At 70.5% G+C, this 24,059-nt stretch carries 17 protein-coding genes and 1 other RNA gene; 8 read left to right on the forward strand and 10 right to left on the reverse strand.

The features are described 5' to 3' along the window. Window positions 1-104: 104 nt before the first annotated feature. The gene (locus QRN49_RS12270) at window positions 105-1,424 is read right to left on the reverse strand and encodes an MFS transporter (protein ID WP_209082538.1); all 1,320 of its coding nucleotides are present in this window, start codon (window positions 1,422-1,424) and stop codon (window positions 105-107) included. Between the two features lie 157 nt (window positions 1,425-1,581). Continuing rightward, the gene (locus QRN49_RS12275; protein ID WP_027465460.1) at window positions 1,582-2,511 is read right to left on the reverse strand and encodes a proteasome assembly chaperone family protein; all 930 of its coding nucleotides are present in this window, start codon (window positions 2,509-2,511) and stop codon (window positions 1,582-1,584) included. 76 nt (window positions 2,512-2,587) lie between these two features. Between QRN49_RS12275 and QRN49_RS12280 the strand changes: the two genes are divergently transcribed. From QRN49_RS12280 to sucB, 3 genes are all read left to right on the forward strand, one after another. Continuing rightward, window positions 2,588-4,078 carry a leucyl aminopeptidase gene (locus QRN49_RS12280; RefSeq protein WP_284756132.1) on the forward strand — a complete coding sequence of 497 codons (1,491 nt, stop codon included), beginning with the start codon at window positions 2,588-2,590 and terminating at the stop codon, window positions 4,076-4,078. A gap of 156 nt (window positions 4,079-4,234) precedes the next feature. After that, window positions 4,235-5,608 carry a dihydrolipoyl dehydrogenase gene (gene lpdA / locus QRN49_RS12285; RefSeq protein WP_111022800.1) on the forward strand — a complete coding sequence of 458 codons (1,374 nt, stop codon included), beginning with the start codon at window positions 4,235-4,237 and terminating at the stop codon, window positions 5,606-5,608. Between the two features lie 73 nt (window positions 5,609-5,681). Next, window positions 5,682-7,190, forward strand: coding sequence for a 2-oxoglutarate dehydrogenase, E2 component, dihydrolipoamide succinyltransferase (gene sucB, locus QRN49_RS12290; RefSeq protein WP_284756134.1), 1,509 nt, complete (start codon window positions 5,682-5,684; stop codon window positions 7,188-7,190). Window positions 7,191-7,277: 87 nt separating this feature from the next. On the opposite strand, the gene QRN49_RS12295 is transcribed toward sucB, so the two are convergent. After that, window positions 7,278-8,114, reverse strand: coding sequence for a hypothetical protein (locus QRN49_RS12295; protein ID WP_284756136.1), 837 nt, complete (start codon window positions 8,112-8,114; stop codon window positions 7,278-7,280). A gap of 127 nt (window positions 8,115-8,241) precedes the next feature. Here QRN49_RS12295 and QRN49_RS12300 point away from each other — a divergent pair, with 127 nt between their 5' ends. Further along, window positions 8,242-8,958, forward strand: a complete 717-nt coding sequence (locus tag QRN49_RS12300) for a DUF4191 domain-containing protein (protein WP_284756138.1) — start codon at window positions 8,242-8,244, stop codon at window positions 8,956-8,958. A 267-nt stretch (window positions 8,959-9,225) separates the two neighbouring features. Here the strand turns inward: QRN49_RS12300 and QRN49_RS12305 are convergent, their stop codons facing one another. Continuing rightward, entirely contained in the window at window positions 9,226-9,681 is a 456-nt protein-coding gene (locus tag QRN49_RS12305) for an RDD family protein (protein WP_071244549.1), read from the reverse strand. Between the two features lie 141 nt (window positions 9,682-9,822). On the opposite strand from QRN49_RS12305, the gene glnA (QRN49_RS12310) reads away from it, so the two are divergent. Next, window positions 9,823-11,247 carry a type I glutamate--ammonia ligase gene (glnA, locus tag QRN49_RS12310; RefSeq protein ID WP_027465453.1) on the forward strand — a complete coding sequence of 475 codons (1,425 nt, stop codon included), beginning with the start codon at window positions 9,823-9,825 and terminating at the stop codon, window positions 11,245-11,247. Between the two features lie 424 nt (window positions 11,248-11,671). Here the strand turns inward: glnA (QRN49_RS12310) and QRN49_RS12315 are convergent, their stop codons facing one another. The 6 genes from QRN49_RS12315 to QRN49_RS12340 form a co-directional block, all read right to left on the reverse strand. Further along, window positions 11,672-13,099 (reverse strand): UDP-glucose dehydrogenase family protein, encoded by a 1,428-nt coding sequence (locus QRN49_RS12315; RefSeq protein WP_284756141.1) that lies wholly within the window; start codon window positions 13,097-13,099, stop codon window positions 11,672-11,674. Continuing rightward, the gene (locus QRN49_RS12320) at window positions 13,096-14,682 is read right to left on the reverse strand and encodes a glycosyl hydrolase (RefSeq protein WP_284756143.1); all 1,587 of its coding nucleotides are present in this window, start codon (window positions 14,680-14,682) and stop codon (window positions 13,096-13,098) included. Before QRN49_RS12320 ends, QRN49_RS12315 begins: the two co-directional genes overlap by 4 nt. Next, the gene (locus QRN49_RS12325) at window positions 14,675-16,309 is read right to left on the reverse strand and encodes a glycosyltransferase family 2 protein (protein ID WP_262132797.1); all 1,635 of its coding nucleotides are present in this window, start codon (window positions 16,307-16,309) and stop codon (window positions 14,675-14,677) included. The genes QRN49_RS12320 and QRN49_RS12325 overlap by 8 nt, the downstream gene beginning before the upstream one ends. Before the next feature lie 537 nt (window positions 16,310-16,846). Beyond that, entirely contained in the window at window positions 16,847-19,798 is a 2,952-nt protein-coding gene (locus QRN49_RS12330) for a bifunctional [glutamine synthetase] adenylyltransferase/[glutamine synthetase]-adenylyl-L-tyrosine phosphorylase (protein ID WP_284756146.1), read from the reverse strand. A 36-nt stretch (window positions 19,799-19,834) separates the two neighbouring features. Then, on the reverse strand, window positions 19,835-21,172 hold the full coding sequence (gene glnA / locus QRN49_RS12335) for a type I glutamate--ammonia ligase (protein ID WP_027465449.1): 1,338 nt from the start codon (window positions 21,170-21,172) through the stop codon (window positions 19,835-19,837). A gap of 125 nt (window positions 21,173-21,297) precedes the next feature. Then, window positions 21,298-21,477 (reverse strand): SPOR domain-containing protein, encoded by a 180-nt coding sequence (locus QRN49_RS12340; protein WP_111023013.1) that lies wholly within the window; start codon window positions 21,475-21,477, stop codon window positions 21,298-21,300. Window positions 21,478-21,661: 184 nt separating this feature from the next. Between QRN49_RS12340 and map the strand changes: the two genes are divergently transcribed. The 3 genes from map (at window position 21,662) to rnpB (ending at window position 23,818) form a co-directional block, all read left to right on the forward strand. Further along, window positions 21,662-22,525: a type I methionyl aminopeptidase gene (map, locus tag QRN49_RS12345; RefSeq protein ID WP_071403965.1), complete on the forward strand. Its 864-nt coding sequence runs from the start codon at window positions 21,662-21,664 to the stop codon at window positions 22,523-22,525. Between the two features lie 41 nt (window positions 22,526-22,566). Next, window positions 22,567-23,316, forward strand: coding sequence for a polyphosphate--glucose phosphotransferase (gene ppgK / locus QRN49_RS12350; protein WP_027465446.1), 750 nt, complete (start codon window positions 22,567-22,569; stop codon window positions 23,314-23,316). A 141-nt stretch (window positions 23,317-23,457) separates the two neighbouring features. Beyond that, an RNA gene (gene rnpB / locus QRN49_RS12355) (RNase P RNA component class A) lies at window positions 23,458-23,818 on the forward strand. Window positions 23,819-24,059: the final 241 nt, after the last annotated feature.

Consider the following 24,059-nt stretch of genomic DNA (forward strand, 5'->3'; position numbering starts at 1 on the left):
GTCCTACCGTTCCGGGCAGCACTAGGACCCATGTCAAGTCCCCCGAGTTCACCGGCGCACCGAAGTGTTCCGACAGACAGGGGTCCCGAACGGGTCCGTGATCATTATTGCACGTGCCGCTTCCGCAGGCGTGCAACGAGTGCAACCCAGAGTGGTCCGACGCGTATTCCCTCTTCCGAATGCAGCACCCGGCGGGTCCGACGGCGGGCGTGCAGGAGCATCCCGACGCCGAAACCGACCACGACGTACTGCACGGTGAGGGCGGTCCGGAAGTTCTCCCAGGCGAACACCTCGGTGCCCGAAGCCCGCGCAGCGATGTCGAGGACGACGCCGATCAGGTACATCATCACGAAGGCCGCCAGGAAGCCGCCGACGTTCACGACGCCGTTCGCCGAACCGAGCGATCCGACGGGGTTGAAGGTCCGGGCGAAGTCGAAGCCGATCAGGGAACCGGGCCCACCGATCCCCATCGCGACGACGAGCAGCACGAGCAACCACGTCGGTGGGTGCCCGGGCCAGAGCAGGATCGCCGTCCAGAGCACCGCGAGCAGGACGACCACGCCGAGCACCAGGTTCGACCGGCGCATCGGGAACCGCGCGCAGAGCACGCCGAGCACCGGACCGGCGACGAACCCGACGACCACGATGATCGTGAGGAACCCGGCAGCCTCACCCGGGGAGTACCCGAGCCCCCGGAGCATCGGCACGCCCCACAGCAACGAGAACACCGTGCCCGACGACTGGGTGACGTAGTGCGACCAGAACCCGAGCTGCGTGCCCGGGCGTCGGAGCGCGTGCCCGAAGGTGCTGAACGCGGCGCCCCACGAGTGCGGCAGCGGGATGGTGTCCGTCCGCACCGGCACGGGACCGTTCCGCACGAAGACCGCGGCGAGCACCAGGCCGACCGCGCTGGCCGCGGCCGCCACGCCGAACGCCGGGGTCCAGCCCACCGTGTGCAGGAGCACGGCGAACGGGAACGCCGACAGGATCTGGCCGATCTGCCCGAGGTTGCCCGTCCACTGCGAGATCTGCGGCAGGATCCGGCCGCTGAACCACATCGGCACCAGGCGGATCACCGAGATGAAGGTCATGGCGTCACCGGCACCGACGAGCACCCGCCCCGCGATGGCCGGCCCGATCGACGGGGACACCGCGACGATCGCCTGTCCGACGACCAGCAGCGCGGCGCCGAGGAGCACCAGCCGGCGTGGGCCCACGCGGTCGAGCGCGATCCCCACCGGGATCTGCAGCCCCGCGTAGACGGCGATCTGCACGACGGCGAGAGTCGAGAGGACGGCGGCGGAGACGGCGAACCGGTCCTGCGCGTCGACACCGGAGACCCCGAGCGAGGACCGCTGCACCACGGCGAGGACGTACGCGAGGACCGCGACGCCCCAGATCAGGAAGGCACGACGGGAGTTCACCGGACCAGGCTACCGACGTGTCCCCGCGTCGATGCGCGACGAGCGTCGTCGACGCGCGTCACGTCGTACGGGCGACCGGAGGACGGCCTGGAGGCGCGGTGCGGGGCCGCCACGGGCCTCCAGGCCGCCCTGTGGGGACGTCCGGATCCCGCGACGGTCAGTCGGTCGCGTCGCCCTGGGTACGCCGGTCGGCGAGGAAGCGCTCGAGCTCGGCCGCGATGGCGTCGGCGGTCGGCACCTCGCCGTCGACGCCGGTGAGCGGCGACGCGACGGGGTTGCCCTCCATGTACGTGTCGTGCCGTTCCTCGAGCACGGAGACCAGGCGCTGCAGCTCGGGGTTGCCGGCCACCTGCTCCTCGACGCGGGTGAGGAACTCGCGGCCCGACTCGCGCAGGGCGTCCGTCGGGAAGATGAGCCCGGTCGCGGCGGCGATGCCGGACAGCGCCGCGACGGCGGCGTCGGGGAACTCGGTGTCGGACAGGTAGTGCGGCACGAGCAGCACGAGCCCGGTGACCTGCGCGCCCGTCTCGGCGAGGCGGTGCTCGACCAGGTGCAGGACGTTCGCCGGCGCCTGGGTCTCGGGCTTCCAGACGCTCATCTGCTCGACGAGGTCGGCCCGGGTGCCGGAGACGGTCAGGCTGATCGGACGGGTGTGCGGGACCGGCATCGGGATGGACTGCACCCACGTGGTGTCGGCGACCTGCAGGTCGGCGGCGAGCCCGGTGACGGCGCGGACGAAGCGGTTCCACTGGAAGTCCGGCTCGTAGCCCGACAGGAACAGGAACGGCTGGCCGATCTCGTCGCGCACCAGGTGCAGGGCCAGACGGGGCGGCTCGACGGCGCTGATGTGGTCGTGCTCGAAGGTGATGACCGGGCGACGGGCCCGCCAGTCGAGCAGCACGTCCGGGTCGAACTCGGCGACGAGCTCGGTGTCGAGGTCCTCGAGGATCGAGTTCGTCACCTGCGCCACGGCCGATCCGGCATCGGCGAAACCGGTCAGCCCGGCGATCAGGTGCAACCCTGCTGGCACGGTCGGGGCGTCCGCGTCGAACGTGTAGAGCTCCTCGGGGTGGTTCACCGTCCCCATGCTAGGCGGGGCCTCCGACGTCCCCGGTGCGCGACGACCACGCCGACAGCGAACAGGCCGTCGGTAGGGTTGGAGCATGGTCCGACCGACGCTCTCCACCACCAGTTCACCCCCCGAGACCACCACCGCCGACGTGCTCGTCGTCGGGGTCCGTCCGGGCTCGTCCGGCGAGGCCGACAGCGCCGCTGTGCTCGCCCCCACCGCCCTCGGCACGCTCGACGCCCTCGCCGGCCTCGACCTCGCCGCGATCGGGGTCACCGGCGCGAAGGACCAGCTCGTCCGCCTGCCCGCCACCGGCGTCGGTGCGAAGTCGGTCGCGCTGATCGGGCTCGGCTCCGCCACGGGTGCCGCGGCGATCCGCGCTGCGGCCGGCAGCGCCGTGCGACAGCTCCCCCGCGTCGACTCGATCACGCTCGCCCTGCCCACCGACTCGGCCGAGCTCGTCGACGCCGCCCTCGAGGGCGCGGCGCTCGGCGCGTACGCCTTCACCCGGCACAAGGGCACCGGCACCAAGGCCCCGGCCCGCGGTGACCAGCGCATCGAGGTCGTCGCCCCGGCCGACGTCGCAGCCGACGCCGCCGTGCGCCCCGCGATCATCGCCGACGCCGCGTCGCTCGTGCGTGACCTCGTGAACACCGCAGCCGGCGACCTCGGGCCGCAGGACGTCGCCGACGTCGCGACCGGGTTCGCCTCGGACCTGCCGCTCACCGTCGAGGTCCTCGACGAGCAGGCGCTCGAGGAGCAGGGCTTCGGCGGCATCCTCGGTGTCGGCCGCGGTTCGGCGCGTCCCCCGCGCCTGGTCGTCGTCCGGTACGCGCCGGAGTCCGCCACGAAGCACCTCGCCCTCGTGGGCAAGGGCATCACCTTCGACTCGGGCGGCCTCTCGCTCAAGCCCGCGGCGTCGATGCTCGGCATGAAGACCGACATGACCGGTGCCGCCACGGTGCTCGCCGCGACCGTCGCCGCCGCCCGCCTGGGGCTGAACGTACGCGTGACCGCGTGGCTCGCCCTCGCCGAGAACATGCCCTCCGGCACCGCAACCCGCCCGGGCGACGTCCTGACGCTGAAGAACGGCACCACGGTCGAGGTCACGAACACCGACGCCGAGGGCCGCCTGGTGCTCGGCGACGGGATGGCCGCCGCGTCGCACGAGGAGCCCGACGCGCTCGTCGACGTCGCCACGCTGACCGGCGCCCAGGTCGTCGCGCTCGGCGACCGCACCACCGGCCTGATGGGCAGCGACGACCTCGTCGCGAAGGTCCGCGCCGTCGCCGAGGGCGTCGCGGAGCCGATCTGGCCGATGCCGCTGCCCGAGGAGCTCGAGGCCCGGCTGTCCAGCGACGTCGCCGACATCGTCAACGCCACGGTCGGCAACCCGGCCGGCGGCATGCTGCTCGCGGGCAAGTTCCTCGAGCGCTTCGCCGGCGAGGGTGTCCCCTGGGCGCACCTCGACATCGCGGGTCCGTCGGAGAACAAGGGCGGCGGGTACGCCTGGTTGGGCAAGGGTGCGACGGGCGTGATGGTCCGGACGCTCATCGCTCTCGCAGAAGACCTCCAGTCCGAGTAGTAGGTTTGGTACCGGTGGGAACGGCGCACCGACGCGCCTCCCACCGTTACTGCACGGGACGGGACCGGAACCACGCGGTCCGACCGTCGGACGCCGCCCTCCGCGGTGTCCACGTAGGGCCCGATCGGCCCGACACGCACGAGGGAGTTGCACCAGGTGACGGAACAGACTTACGACGTCGTTGTCCTCGGTGGCGGGAGTGGTGGGTACGCCGCTGCGCTCCGGGCCGCCGAACTCGGCATGAGCGTCGCGCTCATCGAGGGCGACAAGCTCGGAGGGACGTGCCTGCACCGCGGCTGCATCCCGACGAAGGCACTGCTGCACGCGGCCGAGGTCGCCGACGCGACGCGCGACGCCGAGAAGTACGGCGTGGTCGCGGAGTTCGCCGGTGTCGACGTGCCCAAGGTCATCGACTACCAGCAGGGCATCATCAACTCCAAGTACAAGGGCCTGCAGGGCCTGATCAAGGCCCGCGGCATCACCGTGGTCGAGGGCTGGGGTCGTCTGACCTCGCAGAACACCGTGCAGGTCGGCGACCAGACCGTCACCGGCAAGAACATCGTGCTCGCGACCGGCTCCTACTCGAAGTCCCTGCCGGGGCTCGAGATCGGCGGCCGCGTGATCACCTCCGAGACCGCACTCCGCATGGACTACGTCCCGAACAAGGTCGTCATCCTGGGCGGCGGCGTCATCGGCGTCGAGTTCGCCAGCGTCTGGAAGTCCTTCGGGGCCGAGGTCACCATCGTCGAGGGCCTGCCGCACCTGGTCCCCGCCGAGGACGAGTCGATGTCGAAGCAGCTCGAGCGTGCGTTCCGCAAGCGCGGCATCGAGTTCTCGCTCGGTGTCCGGTTCCAGGGCGTCGAGCAGCACGAGAACGGCGTCGTCGTCACGCTGGAGGACGGCAAGACCTTCGACGGTGACGTCCTGCTCGTCGCCGTCGGCCGTGGCCCGGTCACGCAGAACGTCGGCTACGACGAGGTCGGTGTGGCGATGGACCGCGGGTTCGTCACCACGAACGAGCGTCTCGCCACGAACATCCCCAACGTCTACGCCGTCGGCGACATCGTCCCCGGCCTGCAGCTCGCGCACCGCGGCTTCCAGCAGGGCATCTTCGTCGCCGAGGAGATCGCCGGCCTCAACCCGGTGGTCATCGAGGACAAGAACATCCCGAAGATCACCTACTCCGACCCCGAGGTCGCGTCGGTCGGGCTCTCGCAGGCCAAGGCCGAGGAGCAGTACGGCGCCGACAAGGTCGACTCGTACGAGTACAACCTGGCCGGCAACGGCAAGAGCCACATCATCGGGACCTCCGGCTCCGTCAAGGTCGTGCGCGTCGTGGACGGCCCCGTCGTCGGCGTCAGCATGATCGGTGCCCGCGTCGGCGAGCTCATCGGCGAAGCCCAGCTCGCCGTGAACTGGGAGGCCTACCCGGAGGACATCGCTCCCCTGGTGCACGGTCACCCGACCCAGAACGAAGCCCTCGGCGAGGCGTTCCTGCACCTCGCGGGCAAGCCGCTGCACGCGCTGTGACCGGCACCGGTCAGCGCACTGTGACAATGACATCAACAACCACTGCAATCCCCCGCGAAGAGGAGTCCACCCGATGAGCGAATCCGTCAACCTCCCGGCGCTCGGCGAGAGCGTCACCGAGGGCACGGTGACCCGATGGCTGAAGAACGTCGGTGACCGGGTCGAGGTCGACGAGCCGCTGCTCGAGGTCTCGACCGACAAGGTCGACACCGAGATCCCGTCGCCGATCGCCGGCGTCGTCGAGGAGATCCTCGTTCCCGAGGACGAGACCGTCGAGGTCGGCACCGCCCTCGTGAAGATCGGTGACGGCTCCGGCTCGTCGGACGGCGGTTCGGACTCGTCCGGCGCCGACGACGCGAACGCCGCCGCTGCCGAGGCCGAGGAGCCCGAGGCCGCTCCGAGCACGGAGCAGGAGGCCGAGACCCCCGCGCCCGAGCCCACCGAGCCCGAGCCCGCTCCCGCCGGTCAGACGCAGCCCGCCGCCCCGCAGGCACCGTCCGCCCCGCCCGCGGCAGCACCGGTCCCGGCCGCCGCACCGGTCCCGCCGCCCGCAGCCGCTCCGCCGGCAGCCGTGCCGGCCCAGGCCGCTCCGGCTCCGGCTCCGGCTCCGGCGTCCGCGCCGAGCACCACGGCCGCCGCCGCGGTGCCGAACCCCACGCAGGACGGCGCAGCCTCCGGCTACGTCACCCCGCTGGTGCGCAAGCTCGCCAACGAGCAGGGTGTCGACCTGTCCACGGTCACCGGCTCCGGTGTCGGGGGGCGCATCCGCAAGGAGGACGTCCTCGCCGCCGCCGCGAAGGCCCCGGCCGCCTCGGCAGCAGCAGCACCCGCCGCCGCGTCCGGCCCGTTCGTCGCCGAGGTCTCGCCGCTGCGCGGGACCCGCGAGAAGATGACCCGCCTGCGCAAGGTCGTCGCCGAGCGTGCCGTGCAGTCGATGACCTCGACCGCACAGCTCACGAGCGTCGTCGAGGTCGACGTCACGAAGGTGGCGCAGTTCCGCGACGCCCACAAGGCGGAGTTCCTCGAGAAGACCGGCTCGAAGCTCTCCTTCATGCCGTTCTTCGCCCTCGCGGCGTCCGAGGCGCTGAAGGCCCACCCGAAGATCAACTCCACGGTCGAGGGCGACGAAATCGTCTACCCGGAGTCCGAGAACGTCTCCATCGCGGTCGACACCGAGCGCGGCCTGCTGACCCCGGTCATCAAGGACGCGGCCTCGCTGGACCTGGCGCAGTTCTCGAAGTCGATCGCGGACCTCGCCGAGCGCACCCGGAACAACCAGCTCAAGCCCGACGAGCTGGCCGGCGGCACGTTCACGCTGACCAACACCGGTTCGCGTGGCGCGCTGTTCGACACCCCCGTCGTGTTCCTGCCGCAGTCGGCGATCCTCGGCACCGGCATCGTCACGAAGCGCCCGGCGGTCGTGAAGGTCGACGGCCAGGAGGCCATCGCCATCCGCTCGTTCGTCTACCTGGCGCTGTCGTACGACCACCGGATCATCGACGGTGCGGACGCCTCGCGGTACCTCGTCGCGGTGAAGAACCGTCTCGAAGAGGGCAACTTCGCCCCGAACCTCGGGTACTGATCCCAGCAGCACGGCCGACGGCCCCGGTTCCCCTCGTGGGAGCCGGGGCCGTTCCCGTTCCGGGTGGGTTCGGCGTCACCAGCCGCGTCACCCGCCGCCGAGCAGGGTCAGGGCGGCGACCACCGACCCGACCGCGACGACGAGCCCCACGAGCACGCGGCGGAGCGGGAGTCGACGGTCGGCTCCGAGCGGGACGCCGTGCTCGACCACGTCCCGCAGGCGCTCGAGCAGTGCGGCCTGCCCGTCCGGTGCCGGCGGTTCGGCGAACACGAGGTCGCTCGGCACAGGGGTCCAGCGGAACGGCCGGGGCGCGGCGGTGGCACGGACGACGTCGAGTGCCGCTCGTGCGCTCGGCCCGTCGCCGTCGAGGGCGTCCTGCAACGCGTCGAGCACCGGTTGCTGAGCGGGATCGGCCGGGTCGACACGGTCCCAGACCGTCCGGGCTGCGAGCACGAGGGTGCGGGTCGCGTCTGTCGAGTGCGTGGGGTGTGCGGTGCGCGTCGGGGTCGTCGCGTTGGTTGGGGTCGTCGGGGTCGTCGCGGTCGTCGGGGTCGTCGCGTTCGTCGGGCGGTCGCAGAGCACGACGGCCCCGGAGTCGTCCACCAGCACGTCGTCGACGCCGGCGGCACCGAGCAGGACCGCGCCGTCGTGCACCGCCACCAGGAGCTCCAGGAGCGGGACCGTCAGGGTCACCGCGACGCCGGTGGTCGGGGTGCCGAGCCGGTCGAGCGCCGCCACGAGCGGTGTGCCGGTCGGCCGGTCGAGGTCGACCACGAGATGCCCTGTTGGGGTCCGACCGACCGCGGCCACCGGGACGAGGTGCCGCTCGGCGGCCGCGGAGCGGTCGGCGACCCAGCTGAGCACGTCGTGCTCCTTGCCGGTCGCGATCCAGCGATCCGGGTGGTGGTCGGTGCTCGTCTCCATGGTGACCAGCGTGGCGGTGGCGCGTGGGCCTCCAGGCTCTCCCGCACCACCTGTGGACAAGACGTGTTCGCGCACAGCCGGACACGCGACGGTCTCCCTGCGCGCACGGAGGCCGTATCCTGTTCGCATGGCACGCAGCTCTTCCACAGACAAGAAGGCGAAGGAGCCGGGGCGTCTCAAGCAGATGTTCCAGGTCTTCCAGATGACCCGGAAGGCCGACCCGTCGTCGGTCTGGTGGTTCGCCCTCGCCTTCGTCGGTCCGGTCGTCCTCGGCGTCCTGCTGGCGCTGCTCCTGCCGGGGCAGAACTGGCTCGCGATCGTCCTGTGGATCGTCGCCGGTGTGCTGCTCGGTGTGCTGCTCTTCCTCATCGTGCTCGGCCGTCTCGCCGAACGCGCCGCGTACTCGCAGATCGAAGGCCAGCCCGGCGCCGTCGGTGCCGTGCTGTCGAACTCGCTCCGTCGTCAGTGGCGCTCCAGCGAGATGCCGGTCGCGGTGCACGGTCGCTCGCAGGCAGCGGTCTACCGCGCCGTGGGTCGCCCCGGTGTCGTCCTGATCACCGAGGGCCAGCGTAGCAACCTCAACCGCCAGGTCGACGAGGAGCGCCGCAAGGTCCAGCGCATCGTCCCCAACGTCGCCGTGCACGTGCTGCACGTGGGTGACGGCACCGGTGAGAGCCTGACGCTGCACAAGCTGCCCCGTGCCATGAACAAGCTCAAGAAGTCGCTCAACCGCAACGAGGTCCTGGCGGTCGCGAACCGTCTCGACTCGCTGACGCAGAGCCCTGCGGCCTCGATCCCGAAGGGCATGGACCCGATGCGGGCCCGCGCCGGACGGCCGCGCTGACCGAAGTCCGCACAGACGAGGACGCCCCCGACCAGATCTGGTCGGGGGCGTTCCCGTGCGTGCGTGGAGTGCCGGCGGGGGCGGGGGTGTTCGCGAGTCCCGCACCGTGCGACCTTCGCTGAACCGTGCGAGGTTGCCAGCTCGGTGCGGGACTCCGACGGCGCACGGGGACGGCATGCTCGCACCCGATGAGCAACCTCGCACGGTGCGAGGGCGCGGACGACGGCCACGACCCGCGCGCCGCACCCGCGACCCTGGCCGACGCGATCAGCGTCGGACGAGCACCGTCCCCGCGATGCGGTCGTGCGCACCACGGCTGTCGCGGTCGATGATGAGCGCCGGGACCACCAGGCAGAGCAGCACCGTCCGGAGGATCGGCCGCCACACCCCCACGTAGCCCCCGCGCATCGGGACGACCCGCAGCCCGACGCAGATGTGCCCGAACGACCCGGACAGCAGGCAGATGAACACGATCTGCAGCACGGCGAAGATGGCGATCTGCACCCAGGAGTGCGCGATGTCGCCCGAACCGTTCACCGGCGACCAGACCCCGGTGACGTAGGCCACCAGGTCAGCCAGTGCGCCGTCGATCAGGAGCGCGACGACCCGCCGACCGATCCGCCCGACACTCCGGGGCCCGGACTCGGGCAGACCGAGGTCCTTGCCCGGCCATCCGTCCGGGTGCTCGGAGGGCGCGGACGGACTGGGAGTGCTGCGGGCCATGGTCCCCAGCGTAGGCGACCGCCCGGGCGTAACACGCCCGAAACAAACCAGTCATGTCCGGGAAACCCCGTGTCAATAGCCTCATCGGAGGTGCCTTGATCGGTGCCTCCGACATCACCCAACCCATTGGAGATCGGCCCCATGTTCAGCGATTCCTCCGAGGTCCTGGCCTTCATCAAGGACACCGACGTCAAGTTCCTCGACATCCGCTTCACGGACCTGCCCGGTGTGCAGCAGCACTTCAACATCCCGGCATCCACCGTCGACGAGGACTTCTTCTCGGTCGGCCAGCTGTTCGACGGCTCCTCCATCCGCGGCTTCGCGTCGATCCACGAGTCCGACATGCAGCTGATCCCCGATGTCACCACGGCGTACGTCGACCAGTTCCGCGCCGAGCGCACGCTCATCATGATCTTCGACATCTACAACCCGCGGAACGGCGAGATCTACGGCCGCGACCCGCGCCAGGTGGCGAAGAAGGCCGAGAAGTACCTCGCGTCGACGGGCATCGCGGACACCGCGTTCTTCGCCCCCGAGGCCGAGTTCTACATCTTCGACGACGTCCGCTACTCGGTCACGCAGAACGAGTCCTTCTACGCGGTCGACTCCGAAGAGGGCGCCTGGAACACCGGTCGCGACGAAGAGGGCGGCAACCTCGCCAACAAGACCCCGTACAAGGGCGGCTACTTCCCCGTGTCGCCGGTCGACAAGACCGCCGACCTGCGCGACGACATCACCCTCAAGCTGATCGACGCGGGCTTCGAGCTCGAGCGCTCGCACCACGAGGTGGGCACCGGCGGCCAGCAGGAGATCAACTACAAGTTCGACACGATGGTCCACGCCGCGGACGACATCCTGAAGTTCAAGTACATCGTCAAGAACACGGCCGACCAGTGGGGCAAGGTCGCCACGTTCATGCCGAAGCCGCTCTTCGGCGACAACGGCTCGGGCATGCACACCCACCAGTCGCTCTGGTCGGACGGCAAGCCGCTCTTCTACGACGAGAACGGCTACGGCGGTCTGTCGGACCTCGCCCGCTGGTACATCGGCGGCATCCTGAAGCACGCCTCGGCGCTGCTCGCCTTCACCAACCCGTCGATCAACTCGTACCACCGGCTGGTCAAGGGCTTCGAGGCTCCGGTCAACCTGGTCTACTCGGCCGGCAACCGTTCGGCGGCGATCCGAATCCCGATCACGGGCACCAACCCGAAGGCCAAGCGCATCGAGTTCCGCGCGCCCGACGCCTCCGGCAACCCGTACCTGGCCTTCGCCGCGCAGCTGATGGCGGGCCTCGACGGCATCCAGAACCGCATCGAGCCGCACGAGCCGGTCGACAAGGACCTCTACGAGCTCCCGCCCGAGGAGGCCAAGGGCATCCCGCAGGTCCCCGGCTCCCTCGACGAGGCGCTCGACGCGCTCGAGGCGGACCACGAGTTCCTCACGAAGGGCAACGTCTTCACCGAGGACCTCATCCAGACCTGGATCGACTACAAGCGTGAGAACGAGATTCTCCCGCTGGCCCAGCGCCCGCACCCGTTCGAGTACGAGCTGTACTTCGGCGTCTGAGTCCCGCTGACACCACACGAAGGGCCCCGCACCGTCAGGTGCGGGGCCCTTTGTGTGCATGGCCAAAGCGACAGTGCGCTGGCGGCCAGGGCTCTGGTACTCGCGAGAGCGACAGAACGCCGCGAACGTTCGGCGGGATTCTGTCGCTTTCGCGAGAGGACGCTGCCACCGTCCGCGCGGGGTGCGGACGCGACCGCCTGGAGGCCCGGTGCCGGTCCGGCGGGCGGGCGCCGGGCCTCCAGGCGGTCGCGACGCACGTTCCTTCCCATCGCAGCCGGACTGGAAAGCGGAATCGGGCGTCCCTGGTCAGAACTTCCGACCAGGGACGCCCGATTCGACCAGGTACGCCCGAAACGACCAAGCCCCGGGCGCACGGGAACGGGGCCCGCGCCGCCCGGCACGGACCCCGTCTCGCGAACGGTGACTAGCGGCTCGTGGCCAACGCGTCGTTCGTCCCCGCTGCGACGCTCACGGGTGCACCCGTGACCGGCGTGGGACGTCCCAGGGAACGGACGGTCCACCCCGCTTTCACCCAGTCGGAGACCGGGAGGCAGTTGCGCGCGTCGATCACGACGCGGCGCCCGACGAGCTCGCCGAGGGCGACCGGGTCGGCGGTGATGATGTCGTCCCACTCGGTGAGCACGAGGACGACGTCGGCGCCCTCGATCGCGTCCGTCATCGAGGCGGCGTAGCTCAGCGTCGGGAACGAGCGCTTCGCGGGCTCCATCGCCTCGGGGTCCCAGAGCGTCACCTGGGCGCCGCGGAGGTGCAGCGCGGCGGCGACGTTGAGCGCCGGGGAGTCCCGGACGTCGTCGGTCAGGGGCTTGAACGCGGCACCGATGACGGCCACGCGGCGGTTGAGCACCGATCCCCCGGCCGAGTCGATCGCCATGTCGATGACCCGCTGGCGCTGCCCCATGTTGATCTCGTCGACCTGCTGCATGAGGCCGACGACCTGGCCCGCGCCGATCTCGTTCGCGCGGTACATGAGCGCGCGGATGTCCTTCGGCAGGCAGCCGCCGCCGAAGCCGAGGCCGGCGTTCAGGAACTTCCGGCCGATGCGGGCGTCGTGGCCGAGGGCGTCGGCGAGCGTGGAGACGTCGGCCCCGGTGATCGCGCACATCTCGGAGATCGCGTTGATGAACGAGATCTTCGTGGCGAGGAACGCGTTGGCACTCACCTTGACGAGCTCCGCGGTGGCGAGGTCGGTGGTGATGACCGGGGTGCCCTCGCTGATGGGTGCGGCGTAGACCTCGCGGATCACGGCGTCGGCGGCCTCGGAGGCTCCACCCCAGACCAGACGGTCCGGGTGCAGGGTGTCCTCGACGGCCTTGCCCTCACGCAGGAACTCGGGGTTCCAGATGAGCTCGGCGTCGATCCCGGCGGGCGTGAACTCGCGGACGATGCCGCGGAGTCGCGAGGCGGTGCCGACCGGGACCGTCGACTTGCCGACGATGAGGCCCGGGTGGGTGAGGTTCTCGGCGACGCCACGTGTGGCGCTCTCGACGTAGGCCAGGTTCGCGGCGTGCGACCCGGCCTTCTGCGGGGTGCCGACGCAGACGAAGTGGACGTCCGCGGCGGCGACGGCCGAGGCGATGTCGGAGGTGAACCGGAGCTTGCCGCTGGCGACGTGCTTCGTGATGAGCTCGGGCAGCCCGGGCTCGAAGAACGGGACCTCACCGGCGGACAGTGCGGCGAGCTTCGACGGGTCGATGTCGACGCCGATGGTCTCGAAGCCCATCTCGGCCATGGCGGCCGCGTGGGTGGCACCGAGGTAGCCGGTGCCGATGACGCTGATGACGGGTGCGGGACGGGTGTCGGCCGATGCGGTCGACTTCTTGGACTCGCTCATTGCGTGACCTCCTGCAGGTCGTAGTCGATGTCGTTGCGCTTGATGCCCTCGGCGAAGGCCTTGAGGGAATCGGCGCGGGAGTTGAGACGCCAGTCGTTCGTGGTGCGCTTGCCGTCGATGATGGTGGTCGCGGTCTCGCTGAAGTACGCGAAGCCGACGATGTCCTTGTTGGCGGGGTCCGCCAGCGCATCGAAGAGCGAGTTGATCCACTGCGTCTTCTGCGGGTTCGCGACACTCGTGCCGGTCTCGGTCGCCCCGATCTCGTTGAGCATGATGCCCTTGCCCGGCGCGATCTGGCGGAGCTGCGCGAGCGTCGCTCCGAAGGTCGTGCCGAACGTGGGCTGCTCGGTGGCGTCGCGGTAGTAGCCGCTCATGCCGACCCAGTCCACGTAGTCCGCACCCGGGTAGTACTGCCGCATGTAGTCGAGCGTCTGGTACTTCGGGTTGCCGAGCTTGTCGATGCGGCTCGGGGACCAGTCCCAGATGACGTACTTGTTCGCGCCGTTCGCCTGGAAGACGTCGTGCACGTGCTGCCACATCTTCACGTAGGAGCCGGCCGGGTTCTTCTGGTCGTCACCCTCGGACCAGTTGTACCAGGAGCCGTTCATCTCGTGGTCGAGACGGATGACCATCGGCTGCCCGTTGGCTGCCAGCGCCTTGGCGTACTTCGTCAGGTAGGCGTCGAACGACCCACCGGAGATGTCCTCGTTGGTGTACCCGGGGACGTACTTCTGGTCGTTGCCGGTCTGCGCCGGCACCGTCTCCCACGTCATGAGCGGGACACGGCCGTTGGCCCAGGAGCGCTGCACCGCAGGGGCGTTGAACTCCTGGTCGAAGCCCTGGAAGAAGCCGGTCATGTTCGACGCGGTACCGACCTGACGGGAGACCTCGTCGTACTCGGCCCAGTTGAACGGGGACTGCGCGGTGTAGAGGCCGTACCAGCGCGACTGCTGGCCGAGGATCTCGGCCTTGGTCGGTGTGACGACCGGGGTGGCGCCCGGGTCGGTCGACGGACCGGGGTTCGGCTTCGAGCCGCCACCGTTGCCGGAACCAGAGCCGGACCCGGATCCGTTGCCGGAACCCGATCCGCTGCCAGAGCCGTTGTCGGACGAGCCCGAGCCGGACCCGGACGCACCGGCCGAACCGGCACCGGACCCGCCGGAACCCGAGCCACCGTTGCCGGAACCCGCGGCGTTGACGTTGGACGAGCCTCCCGAGTCCTTCGCGGCACCGAGCTGGGACTGCAGCGACGCGATCTGCGCCTTGAGTTCCGAGATCTGGTCGCCACGCGACCCGGCCTGGGCCGTGCGGGAGTCGAGCTTGCCCTCGAGCGACCAGATGCGCTCCTGGGCGGCGTCGAGCTGCGTCTGCAGCTCGGCGGCGGACACCTTCTTGGCCTTCGGCGCCTCGACGCCGAGCGCCTGGTGCACGGCGGTCGAGACGGGGCCGGAGGGTGAGATCCACACCGACCAGGTGATGAGGCCGAGCGCCAGCACGATGGCCGTCGTGCCGATGGCCGTCCGGCGGGCGTGCTTGCTGGACTGCGCCCACCAAGCACTCGAGGAACGGATGAAGTCAGACAATGAGGAACGCCTCCAGGGCGAAGATCGCGATGCCGATCACGTACGGGATCGCTGCGTACGGGTTGTACCGGCGGGCTCGGGCGGGGGCCGGCGCGGCTGCTCGCTGGGCCTCCTGCTGCGCGACCGCTGCTGCGGCCTCGCGGCGGGTGGCGAGCACGGTGGTGGTGGAGTTGGTCGCCGCGTCCGCGCCGAAGAGCTCGTCGAACGCACGGTCCACGGCCACCTGGTCGACGGTCTCGAGCGGAGCGGGCGAACCAGCGCCCGAACCCGCCTGCCCGGACCCGGCCGACCGGGCACGCTCGGCGTCGATCGGGCTGACCGGGGTCTGCGCCGAGGCGGACAGCGGCTGGACGGCGTCCGCCGGGTCCTCCTGCATCGGACCACCGGCGTAGGCGCCGGCCCGGGTCCCCCAGCCGGACGCGTGCGCCAGGCGGAAGAAGCCGATGAGCCGGATCGGCATCAGGAAGAACGTCGACACGATGATGAACATCGGCAGGCGGAAGAAGTCGCTCGGCTTCTCGGACAGGTGCCGCATCTGGCGGATCGCCATGCTCAGCACGCTCGAGATCACCATGAGCGCCGCGACGTAGACGAACCCGGTCGAGAAGCCGTACTGCGACAGGATGCCCTGGTACAGGTTCTCGCCCTGGCCGGTGAAGGCACGGTAGATCCAGCCGGCGATCACGCCGAAGAGCATGAACGGCAGGATGATGTCGGTGATGAAGAACGCCGCGAGGACCGGGGCGTGGCCGAGCATCCACGGCAGCATCCGCAGCGTGTTGTACTGCGAACCGCGGGCCCAGCGGAGCTGCTGCTTGAACAGCTTCTTCACCTGCAGCGGGGCGTCCGTGTAGACCAGCGACGTGTACTGGTAGACGGTCCGGTACCCCTCCTTGAGCGTGAGGTTCGTCAGCGTCCGGTCGTCGGAGACCTCGAGGAACACGCCCATGAACTTCTCGTGCATGAACCGGTCCATCACCCGCATGAGGATGCTCCGGCGGAACGCGATGGTGCGCCCGGGCAGGCATCCGATCTGCCCGAGGACACTCTGTGCCGGCATCGAGTAGAGCGCCCGCGAGTTCTCGAGCCAGTCGGCCCAGCGGGTGATCCAGCTGCGCTCCGGTTCGAGGATGCGCTGCCGGGTGGTCACGCCACCGACGGACTCGTCGGCGAACGGCTTGAGGAGCTCCTCGAGCGCGCCGGGGGTCCAGACGGTGTCGGAGTCGACCAGCACGGTGATGTCGCCGTTGGACATCTCGGTGCCGACCTTGACGGCGTTGCGCTTGCCCGGGATGGGCGTGTGGGTCCAGCGGACGAGCGGGGCGAACTCGTCGCAGACCTCCTCGAGCGCCTCGTTGCGGGCACCGTTGATGACGACGATGATCTCGCCGGGCTGCTGCTCGACCATGCGGCCGATGACGTCACGGAAGAGGTCGAGCGGTTCGTCCACGACGGGGACGACGACGCTGGTGGTACCGACGAAGGTGCCGGTGAAGGGGCGGTAGCGGGCGGAGATGACGACCTTGAGCAACCAGAGCAACCAGATCACCGCGGAGTACACGGCGAACAGGTAGAACTCGGGGTGCCCTTCGACCATCTGCCTGATCTGCAGAATGAAGGTGAACACTGATCCCTGCTTCAACGTTCGAGGTGGAGATTCCGCTTCATCGGGGAATCAGGGCCGGTTCGGGTGATGCAATTGATGCAGAACCTGAACGCGCGCGCAACGCGGCCCCCGTCCGGGGGCGTTACGGGCGCGTTACGGGGTACACACCGGTCCCCCTCTCGGCCGGTCGGAGTGGTCCCCCGTGGTGCTGACAGCACTCCTGCGGACCACGCCTCGACGCAGGGTCACCCCGATGGGCGACAGGTGCGGCCTGGAGGCACGGGTCGGGTCCGGCGGAAAGCCCCGGTCAGCAGGTGGTCACGCGGCGTGTCGGGGGACGTCGGAAAAGGTCCCCTGGCGGTCCGGTGGGAGTTCGGTCACGGCCCGGTAACGAGCCGGGCTCCGTTTCGAACAGGGGTACGAAGAGGGTGCCGTCGGGGGACGTCGTGCGACACGGGGAATTAACCTTCGACGGCTGCTCAGGTCGGGTCCGTCCGCAGACGCTCGGGCGTGTCGCGAGGTGCTCGGCGGCGGGTCCGGTGCTGCGTCGCGTGCGGATCAGGCGCCGTAGAACTCGCGCTCGAACACCTGTCGGGCCCGCCGCGTGACGCCGAGGTAGTCGTCCTCGAGGCGGCTCGCGGAGCCCGGCGGGTACTCCATCAGCCGTGCGACGCCCTCGAGCTGGACGCGGTCGACGGGCAGCACGTCGGTGGTCTTCCCCGACCACAGCACGAGCGCACTGCGGGTGCGCGACGCGAAGCGCCAGGCGGCCCCGAGCCGCTCGCCGTCCTCGGCGCCGACCAGTCCGGCGTCGACCGCGGCGTCGAGCGCCTCGAGCGTCGACGTGGTTCGGAGCGACGGGATCTCGAGCGCGTGCTGCAGCTGCAGGAGCTGCACGAACCACTCGACGTCGCTGAGCGACCCGCGACCGAGCTTGAGGTGCCGGGCCGGGTCGGCGCCGCGGGGCAGCCGCTCCGACTCGACGCGGGCCTTGATGCGGCGCACCTCGCGCACCTGGTGGTCGTCGATCTGCTCCGGGTACCGCGTGCGGTCGGCGAGGTGCTCGAAGTCACGCAGGAGCTGTGCGTCACCGACGGCACCGCGGGCACGGAGGAGCGCCTGCGCCTCCCACGTGAGCGACCAGCGGGCGTAGTAGGCGCCGTAGGACTCGAGCGTGCGCACGACGGGCCCGTTCTTGCCCTCGGGGCGCAGGTCGATGTCGAGGTCGAGCGGGTGGATGGTGTCCTCGGTCAGGCGGTTGAGCTCGCGCACGATGGTCTGGGCGGTCCGGGACGCGACCTCGGGGGCCAGGTCGGGTGCGCGGTACACGTACAGCACGTCGGCGTCCGACCCGAAGCCGAGCTCCCGCCCGCCGTACCGGCCCATCGCGATGATCCCGAACTCGAAGCCCTCGGGGGCGTCCCGGCGGGCGAGCGCGAGGGCGCCGGCGAGGGTTGCCTCGGTGACGTCGCTCAGGGCCGGGCCCAGGCCGTCGACGTCGAGGGAGCCGAGCACGGCGGCCATGCCGAGCCGCAGGGTCTCGCGCCGTCGGGCCGACCGGAGCAGCGCCGCGGAGCCGTCGACGTCGTCGCCGTGCCGGGCGGTGGTCGCGGTCATCTCGGCGAGCAGGGAGTCGATCGGCCGCGGACGCAGGAGCGCCTCGGGTTCGTCGAGCCAGGCGACCGCCTCGGGGAACCGCTCGAGCAGCCCGGACAGGAACGCCGACTCGGACAGCACCGTGGTGAGCGAGTGTGCGGCGCCGGACGAGTCGCGCAGCATGCGGAGGAACCAGCTCGACTCCCCCAGGCCGTCGCTCAACCGCCGGAAGGCCAGCAGCGCACGGTCCGGCGCCGGTCCCTCGGCCATCCAGCGCAGGAGCACCGGGAGCAGGTTCCGCTGGATCGCCGCACGCCGGCTCGTCCCCTGTGTGAGGGCACGGATGTGGCCGACGGCTCCGGCGGGGTCGACGAAGCCGACACCGGCGAGCCGGTCGACGACCTGGTCGTTGGTCAGGACGATCTCGTCCTCGGTCGAGGCCACGGCGGACAGCAGCGGCCGGTAGAACAAGCGCTCGTGCAGCCCGCGGACCTCGAGCTTCACGGCTCGCCAGCGGGCCTCGAGGGCCGGGGCCGATGCCGCGACACCGCTCGACCGGGCGAGCACCCGCAGCTCCTCTTCGTCGGAGGGCATCAGGTGCGTCCGCTGCAGGCGCCGGAGCTGGATGCGGTGCTCGAGCACCCGGAGCAGGGCGTAGTCGGGCCCGAACCGAGCGGCCTCGGCACGGCCGACGTACCCGGCGTCGGTGAGGGCGTCCATCGCCTCGAGCGTTGACCGGACCCGCACGGACGGGTCGTCACGGCCGTGCACGAGCTGCAGGAGCTGCACGGTGAACTCGACGTCCCGCAGGCCACCGGGGCCGAGCTTGAGCTGCCGGTCGACGTCGGCGTCGGGGATGTGCTCGGTCACCCGCTCGCGCATGCGCTGCACCGACTCGACGAACCCCGGCCGGGTGGAGGAGTTCCACACGAACGACGCGACGGCCTCGGCGTACCGGGCACCCAGGTCGGCGGATCCCGCGATCGGACGGGCCTTGAGCAGCGCCTGGAACTCCCACCCCTTCGCCCAGCGCTCGTAGTACGCCACGTGCGAGTCGAGGGTGCGGACGAGTGCGCCGTCCTTGCCCTCGGGTCGGAGGTTCGCGTCGACCTCCCACAGGGCGGGCTCGGCGGCGAGGTCGGTGATCGCGTGCATGGCGGCGATCGCGATGCGGGTGGAGACGAGCACGGCCCGGTCGGTGGGGACGTCGTCGGTGGGCTCGGTGACGAAGATGACGTCGACGTCGCTGACGTAGTTGAGCTCGCGGGCGCCGGCCTTGCCCATGGCGATCACCGCGAGCGGGGTCGCTGCGACGTCGGCCGCGGGGAACGGGACCTCGCGCCGGGCGATGTCGACGGCGGCGTCGAGGGTGGCTCCCGCGAGGTCGGCGAGGCCCGCCGCGACGGTCGGGAACGCGTCCGTCGGCACGGCGTGCAGCACGTCGAACAGGGCGATCTGGGCCAGGTGCCGGCGGTAGCGCACGCGCAGGCGCATCCGGGCGTCCTCACCCGTGGCACCGTCGACGGCCTCGGTCAGCGACGCCGTGTACCGCTCCTGCGACCACGGTTCGCCGACCGGTTCGAGCAGCAGTGCGAGCTCGGCGGGACGCCGGTGCAGGAACTCCCCGAGACCGATCGAGGCGCCGAGCAGGCGGATCAGACGCTCGGTTGCCGCGTCGTCCGTGAGGACGGAGCGGAGCTCGTCCGGTGCGCGCTCGAGCAGCCGCTCGAGCATCCGCAGGGCGCCGTCCGGATCAGCGGTGCCGCCCCAGAGCGCGGCAGACCCGGCGACCGGCAGCGGCACGTCGGGGCCGAACCGGGCCTCCAGGTCGGCAGCCCGCTCGAGGCTCTCCGACAGCTCGGCGAACCCCAGACGGGCCAGCTCCGAACGTGACGTCGTCATCCGACCGGTCATGTGGAACGTGCTCCCGAGGGGTCAGGGCGCTCGGTTCTAGAGCGCGCCGAGGTTGGTGTCGAGCTCGAACGGGGTGACCTGGTCGCGGTAGCGCTTCCACTCCTGCCGCTTGTTGAGCAGCACGAAGTTGAACACCTGCTCGCCGAGCGTCTCGGCCACCAGCTCGGAGTCCTCCATGAGGCTCAGGGCGTGGTCGAGGCTCGCGGGCAGCTGGCTGTAGCCCAGGGCCCGGCGCTCCGAGTCGCTGAGGCTCCAGACGTTGTCCTCGGCCTCGGCGGGGAGCTCGTACTCCTCCTCGATGCCCTTGAGGCCGGCCGCGAGCAGCAGCGAGTACGCCAGGTACGGGTTCGCCGCCGAGTCGATGCCGCGGTACTCGATCCGCGAGGACTGGCCCTTGTTCGGCTTGTAGAGCGGCACGCGCACCAGGGCCGAGCGGTTGTTGTGGCCCCAGGTCACGAAGGACGGGGCCTCGTCGCCGCCCCAGAGCCGCTTGTACGAGTTGACGAACTGGTTCGTCACCGCGGTGATCTCCGGCGCGTGCTTGAGCACCCCGGCGATGAAGTGCTTGGCGGTCTGCGACAGCTGGTACTGGCCACCGGCCTCGTAGAAGGCGTTCTGGTCGCCCTCGAACAGCGAGACGTGGGTGTGCATGCCGGAACCGGGCTGGCCGGAGATCGGCTTCGGCATGAACGTCGCGTAGACGCCCTGCTCGATCGCCACTTCCTTCACCACGGTGCGGAAGGTCATGATGTTGTCCGCCATCGTCAGTGCGTCGGCGTAGCGGAGGTCGATCTCGTTCTGCCCGGGGCCGGCCTCGTGGTGCGAGAACTCGACCGAGATGCCGAGGTCCTCGAGCATCCGGACCGACCGACGGCGGAAGTCGTGCGCGCTGCCGCCGGGGACGTTGTCGAAGTAGCCGGCCTGGTCGACGGGCTGGGGGCCCCCGTCCTTCCACTCGCGGCTCTTCAGCAGGTAGAACTCGATCTCGGGGTGCGTGTAGAACGTGAACCCGCGGTCGCTCGCCCGCGCCAGGGTGCGCTTCAGCACGTTGCGGGGGTCGGCCACGGCGGGCTGCCCGTCCGGCGTCGTGATGTCGCAGAACATCCGCGCGGTGGGGTCGATCTCGCCGCGCCACGGCAGGATCTGGAAGGTCGAGGGGTCCGGGTGAGCCAGGACGTCGGCCTCGTAGGAACGGGTGAGGCCCTCGATCGCGGAGCCGTCGAACCCGATGCCCTCGGCGAACGCGCCCTCGACCTCGGCCGGGGCGATCGCCACCGACTTCAGCGTCCCGATGACGTCCGTGAACCAGAGTCGGATGAACTTGATGCCGCGCTCCTCGATGGTGCGGAGCACGAAGTCCGTCTGCTTGTCCATGCACGACCTTTCCGTGTATCGGGTGGCCGCTGGCGGGCCTCGTCCCAGGCTAGTGGTCCCGCGGTGTGCGCGGGGCCGTGCGACGCGCCGTCACCGGGGCGCCGACGGGGCGCCGGCCGCGGTGCTCAGCGGTCCTCGGCGTCCCACTTCTCGTTGTTCGCGGCGATGCGGTCGAGCGCGTGCTGCGCCTCCTCGCGCGTCGCGAACGGGCCGATCCGGTCGCGCTGCGGGGACTGCGGGCCCTGCTCGACCTGGCCGGTCTTGTCGTTGAACCACCACTGGGACTCGATGCGTTCTTCGCTCATGTCGCCCACCGTACCCACGTGACCGCCTGGAGGCCCGGTGCCGGTCCGGCGGACCGGCACCGGGCCTCCAGGCGGTCACGTCCACCACGTCGGGCCGCACCCCGGGGCGCTTGCGCTCGGCGCGTCGGGCTGCGCCCTGGGGCGGTTGCGTTCGGCGCGTCGCGCCGAGGCTAGAGTGGTCCGCATGCCCCGGGACGAACACGGACACCTGACCGCCGGCCGCATCTCCCCGCACCGCGCCGTCCCGAAGGACATCGAGCGTCCGGAGTACGTCGGGAAGGTCGAGCCCCACGAGCACGGTCTCGGTGACACCTACACACCGGACGAGGTCGAGCGCATCCGGGTCGCGGGACGCATAGCGTCGCAGGCCATCGACGCCGTCGGCGAGGCCATCCGACCCGGTGTGACCACGGACGAGCTGGACCGCATCGGGCACGAGTTCGTCGTCGCGCACGGGGCCTACCCCTCCACCCTCGGGTACCGCGGCTACCCGAAGTCGCTCTGCTCGAGCCTCAACGAGGTCATCTGCCACGGCATCCCCGACGACACCGTCCTGCAGGAGGGCGACCTCGTCAACATCGACATCACCGCCTACAAGGACGGCATGCACGGCGACACGAACCGCACGTTCGTCGTCGGGCAGGCCGCGCCCGAGGTGTCGGACCTGGTGACCCGGACCGAAGAGGCACTGCGTCGCGGCATCAAGGCCGTCGCCCCGGGCCGGCAGGTCAACGTGATCGGCCGTGCCATCGAGGCGTACGCGAAGCGCTTCGGCTACGGCGTCGTCCGCGACTACACCGGACACGGCGTCGGTCGGGCGTTCCACTCCGGCCTGATCATCCCCCACTACGACGCACCGCAGTACGACACGGTGATCGAACCCGGCATGGTGTTCACCATCGAACCCATGCTCACGCTCGGCGGCATCGAGGCCGACATCTGGTCCGACGACTGGACGGTCTCGACCCGTGACAAGTCGTGGACCGCGCAGTTCGAGCACACCCTCGTCGTCACCGAACGCGGCGCGGAGCTCCTCACCGTCTCCTGACCGGACACCTCCGGCAGGCAACCGAAAGGCACGACAACCTCATGACCTCCCTCGCAGTCGGCGTCGACATCGGTGGTACGGGCATCAAGGGCGCGATCGTCGACGTCGCGTCCGGCGCCCTCACCACGGACCGCATCAAGAAGGCCACGCCCGAGGGCGGGAAGCCCCAGGACATCACGGCGGTGGTCAAGGAGATCATCGGCGAGCTGGCCCCCGGTGACGACGTGCCCGTCGGGGTCTGCTTCCCGGCGATCGTACGGGACGGCAAGACGATGTCCGCCGCGAACGTGTCGAAGAAGTGGATCGGCTTCGAGGCCGAGGCGCTGTTCGAGAAGGAACTCGGCCGCTCGATCCACTTCGTCAACGACGCCGACGCCGCCGGGTTCGCCGAGCAGCAGTTCGGTGCGGCCAAGGGCAAGGACGGCCTGGTCATCGTGACGACGCTCGGCACCGGCATCGGCACCGCGCTCATCAACGACGGCGTGCTCATCGTCAACTCGGAGCTCGGGCACCTGGAGATCGAGGGCCACGACGCCGAGTCGCGCGCCTCGTTCGCCGCCAAGGAGCGCGACGACCTGTCGTGGAAGCACTGGGCGAAGCGTCTGCAGAAGTACTACTCGACGCTCGAGGCCCTGCTCTCCCCCGAGCTGTTCGTCGTCGGCGGCGGGGTCTCGAAGCAGTACGAGGAGTTCCTCCCGCTGCTCGACCTGCAGGCGGACATCATCCCCGCGACGCTCCGCAACAACGCCGGCATCATCGGCGCTGCGACCCTGGCGGCGCGCAGCGTCTAGTTCGGGTCGAGCGTCCCTGGTCGAATCGGGCGTACCCGGTCGGAACTTCCGACCAGGTACGCCCGTTCTCATCAGGTACGCCTGTGCGTGCGGCTCCCTCGCGTCGGGCACCGCGGAGCCGGGTAGACTCGCTCCAGCGAATGGGTCGGTGAGACGGTCGCGTCGCTCCCCCGGGAGCGCCGAGGAACGTCCGGGCTCCACAGAGCAGGGCGGTGGGTAACACCCACCCGGAGCAATCCGCGAGACAGTGCCACAGAAAGCAGACCGCCGGCAGCAACGTCGGTAAGGGTGAAACGGTGGTGTAAGAGACCACCAGGGGTCCGGGTGACCGGATCCGCTCGGTAAACCTCGCCCGGAGCAAGGTCAGACAGAGGACGTTGAGGCTGCTCGCCGAGTCCTCGGGTAGACCGCTGGAGGCCGACGGCAACGTCGGTCCGAGAGAGATGGCCGTCACCGCCGTGCAAGCGGCGGGACAGAACCCGGCGTACGGCCGGCCCATTCGCCCCTCCTCCGTGCCGCGTTCGTCGGCGTCGGTCGGCGTGCGCGGCGCGCGCGGTCACGACTCCCCGCTCAGGTTCGCCGAGCGGCCACCAGCCGTCGGCCGGCACGGCCGCAGCCGACAGATCGTGACCGCTCGGCGCCAGGCGAGCGACGCGTTGCGCCCAGCCCACGACGGACAGGAGGCGCGGTGCGGCGCCGCCACGGGCCTCCCGTCAGGCGGCGCGCGCGGTCAGGACTCCCCG

The organism is Curtobacterium sp. ME-Dv--P-122a, assembly GCF_030209645.1.
Classification (GTDB): Bacteria; Actinomycetota; Actinomycetes; order Actinomycetales; family Microbacteriaceae; genus Curtobacterium; species Curtobacterium flaccumfaciens.

Bases quoted from the DNA above. Each gene is read 5' to 3' on its own strand.
- glnA (WP_027465449.1), bottom strand. From the start codon at position 21,172: ATGGACAAGCAGACGGACTTCGTGCTCCGCACCATCGAGGAGCGCGGC.
- QRN49_RS12305 (WP_071244549.1), bottom strand. From the start codon at position 9,681: ATGGCCCGCAGCACTCCCAGTCCGTCCGCGCCCTCCGAGCACCCGGAC.
- QRN49_RS12315 (WP_284756141.1), bottom strand. From the start codon at position 13,099: ATGAGCGAGTCCAAGAAGTCGACCGCATCGGCCGACACCCGTCCCGCA.
- QRN49_RS12275 (WP_027465460.1), bottom strand. From the start codon at position 2,511: ATGGGGACGGTGAACCACCCCGAGGAGCTCTACACGTTCGACGCGGAC.
- QRN49_RS12340 (WP_111023013.1), bottom strand. From the start codon at position 21,477: ATGAGCGAAGAACGCATCGAGTCCCAGTGGTGGTTCAACGACAAGACC.
- map (WP_071403965.1), top strand. From the start codon at position 21,662: ATGCCCCGGGACGAACACGGACACCTGACCGCCGGCCGCATCTCCCCG.
- glnA (WP_027465453.1), top strand. From the start codon at position 9,823: ATGTTCAGCGATTCCTCCGAGGTCCTGGCCTTCATCAAGGACACCGAC.
- sucB (WP_284756134.1), top strand. From the start codon at position 5,682: ATGAGCGAATCCGTCAACCTCCCGGCGCTCGGCGAGAGCGTCACCGAG.
- QRN49_RS12295 (WP_284756136.1), bottom strand. From the start codon at position 8,114: ATGGAGACGAGCACCGACCACCACCCGGATCGCTGGATCGCGACCGGC.
- QRN49_RS12300 (WP_284756138.1), top strand. From the start codon at position 8,242: ATGGCACGCAGCTCTTCCACAGACAAGAAGGCGAAGGAGCCGGGGCGT.
- ppgK (WP_027465446.1), top strand. From the start codon at position 22,567: ATGACCTCCCTCGCAGTCGGCGTCGACATCGGTGGTACGGGCATCAAG.
- QRN49_RS12330 (WP_284756146.1), bottom strand. From the start codon at position 19,798: ATGACCGGTCGGATGACGACGTCACGTTCGGAGCTGGCCCGTCTGGGG.
- QRN49_RS12280 (WP_284756132.1), top strand. From the start codon at position 2,588: ATGGTCCGACCGACGCTCTCCACCACCAGTTCACCCCCCGAGACCACC.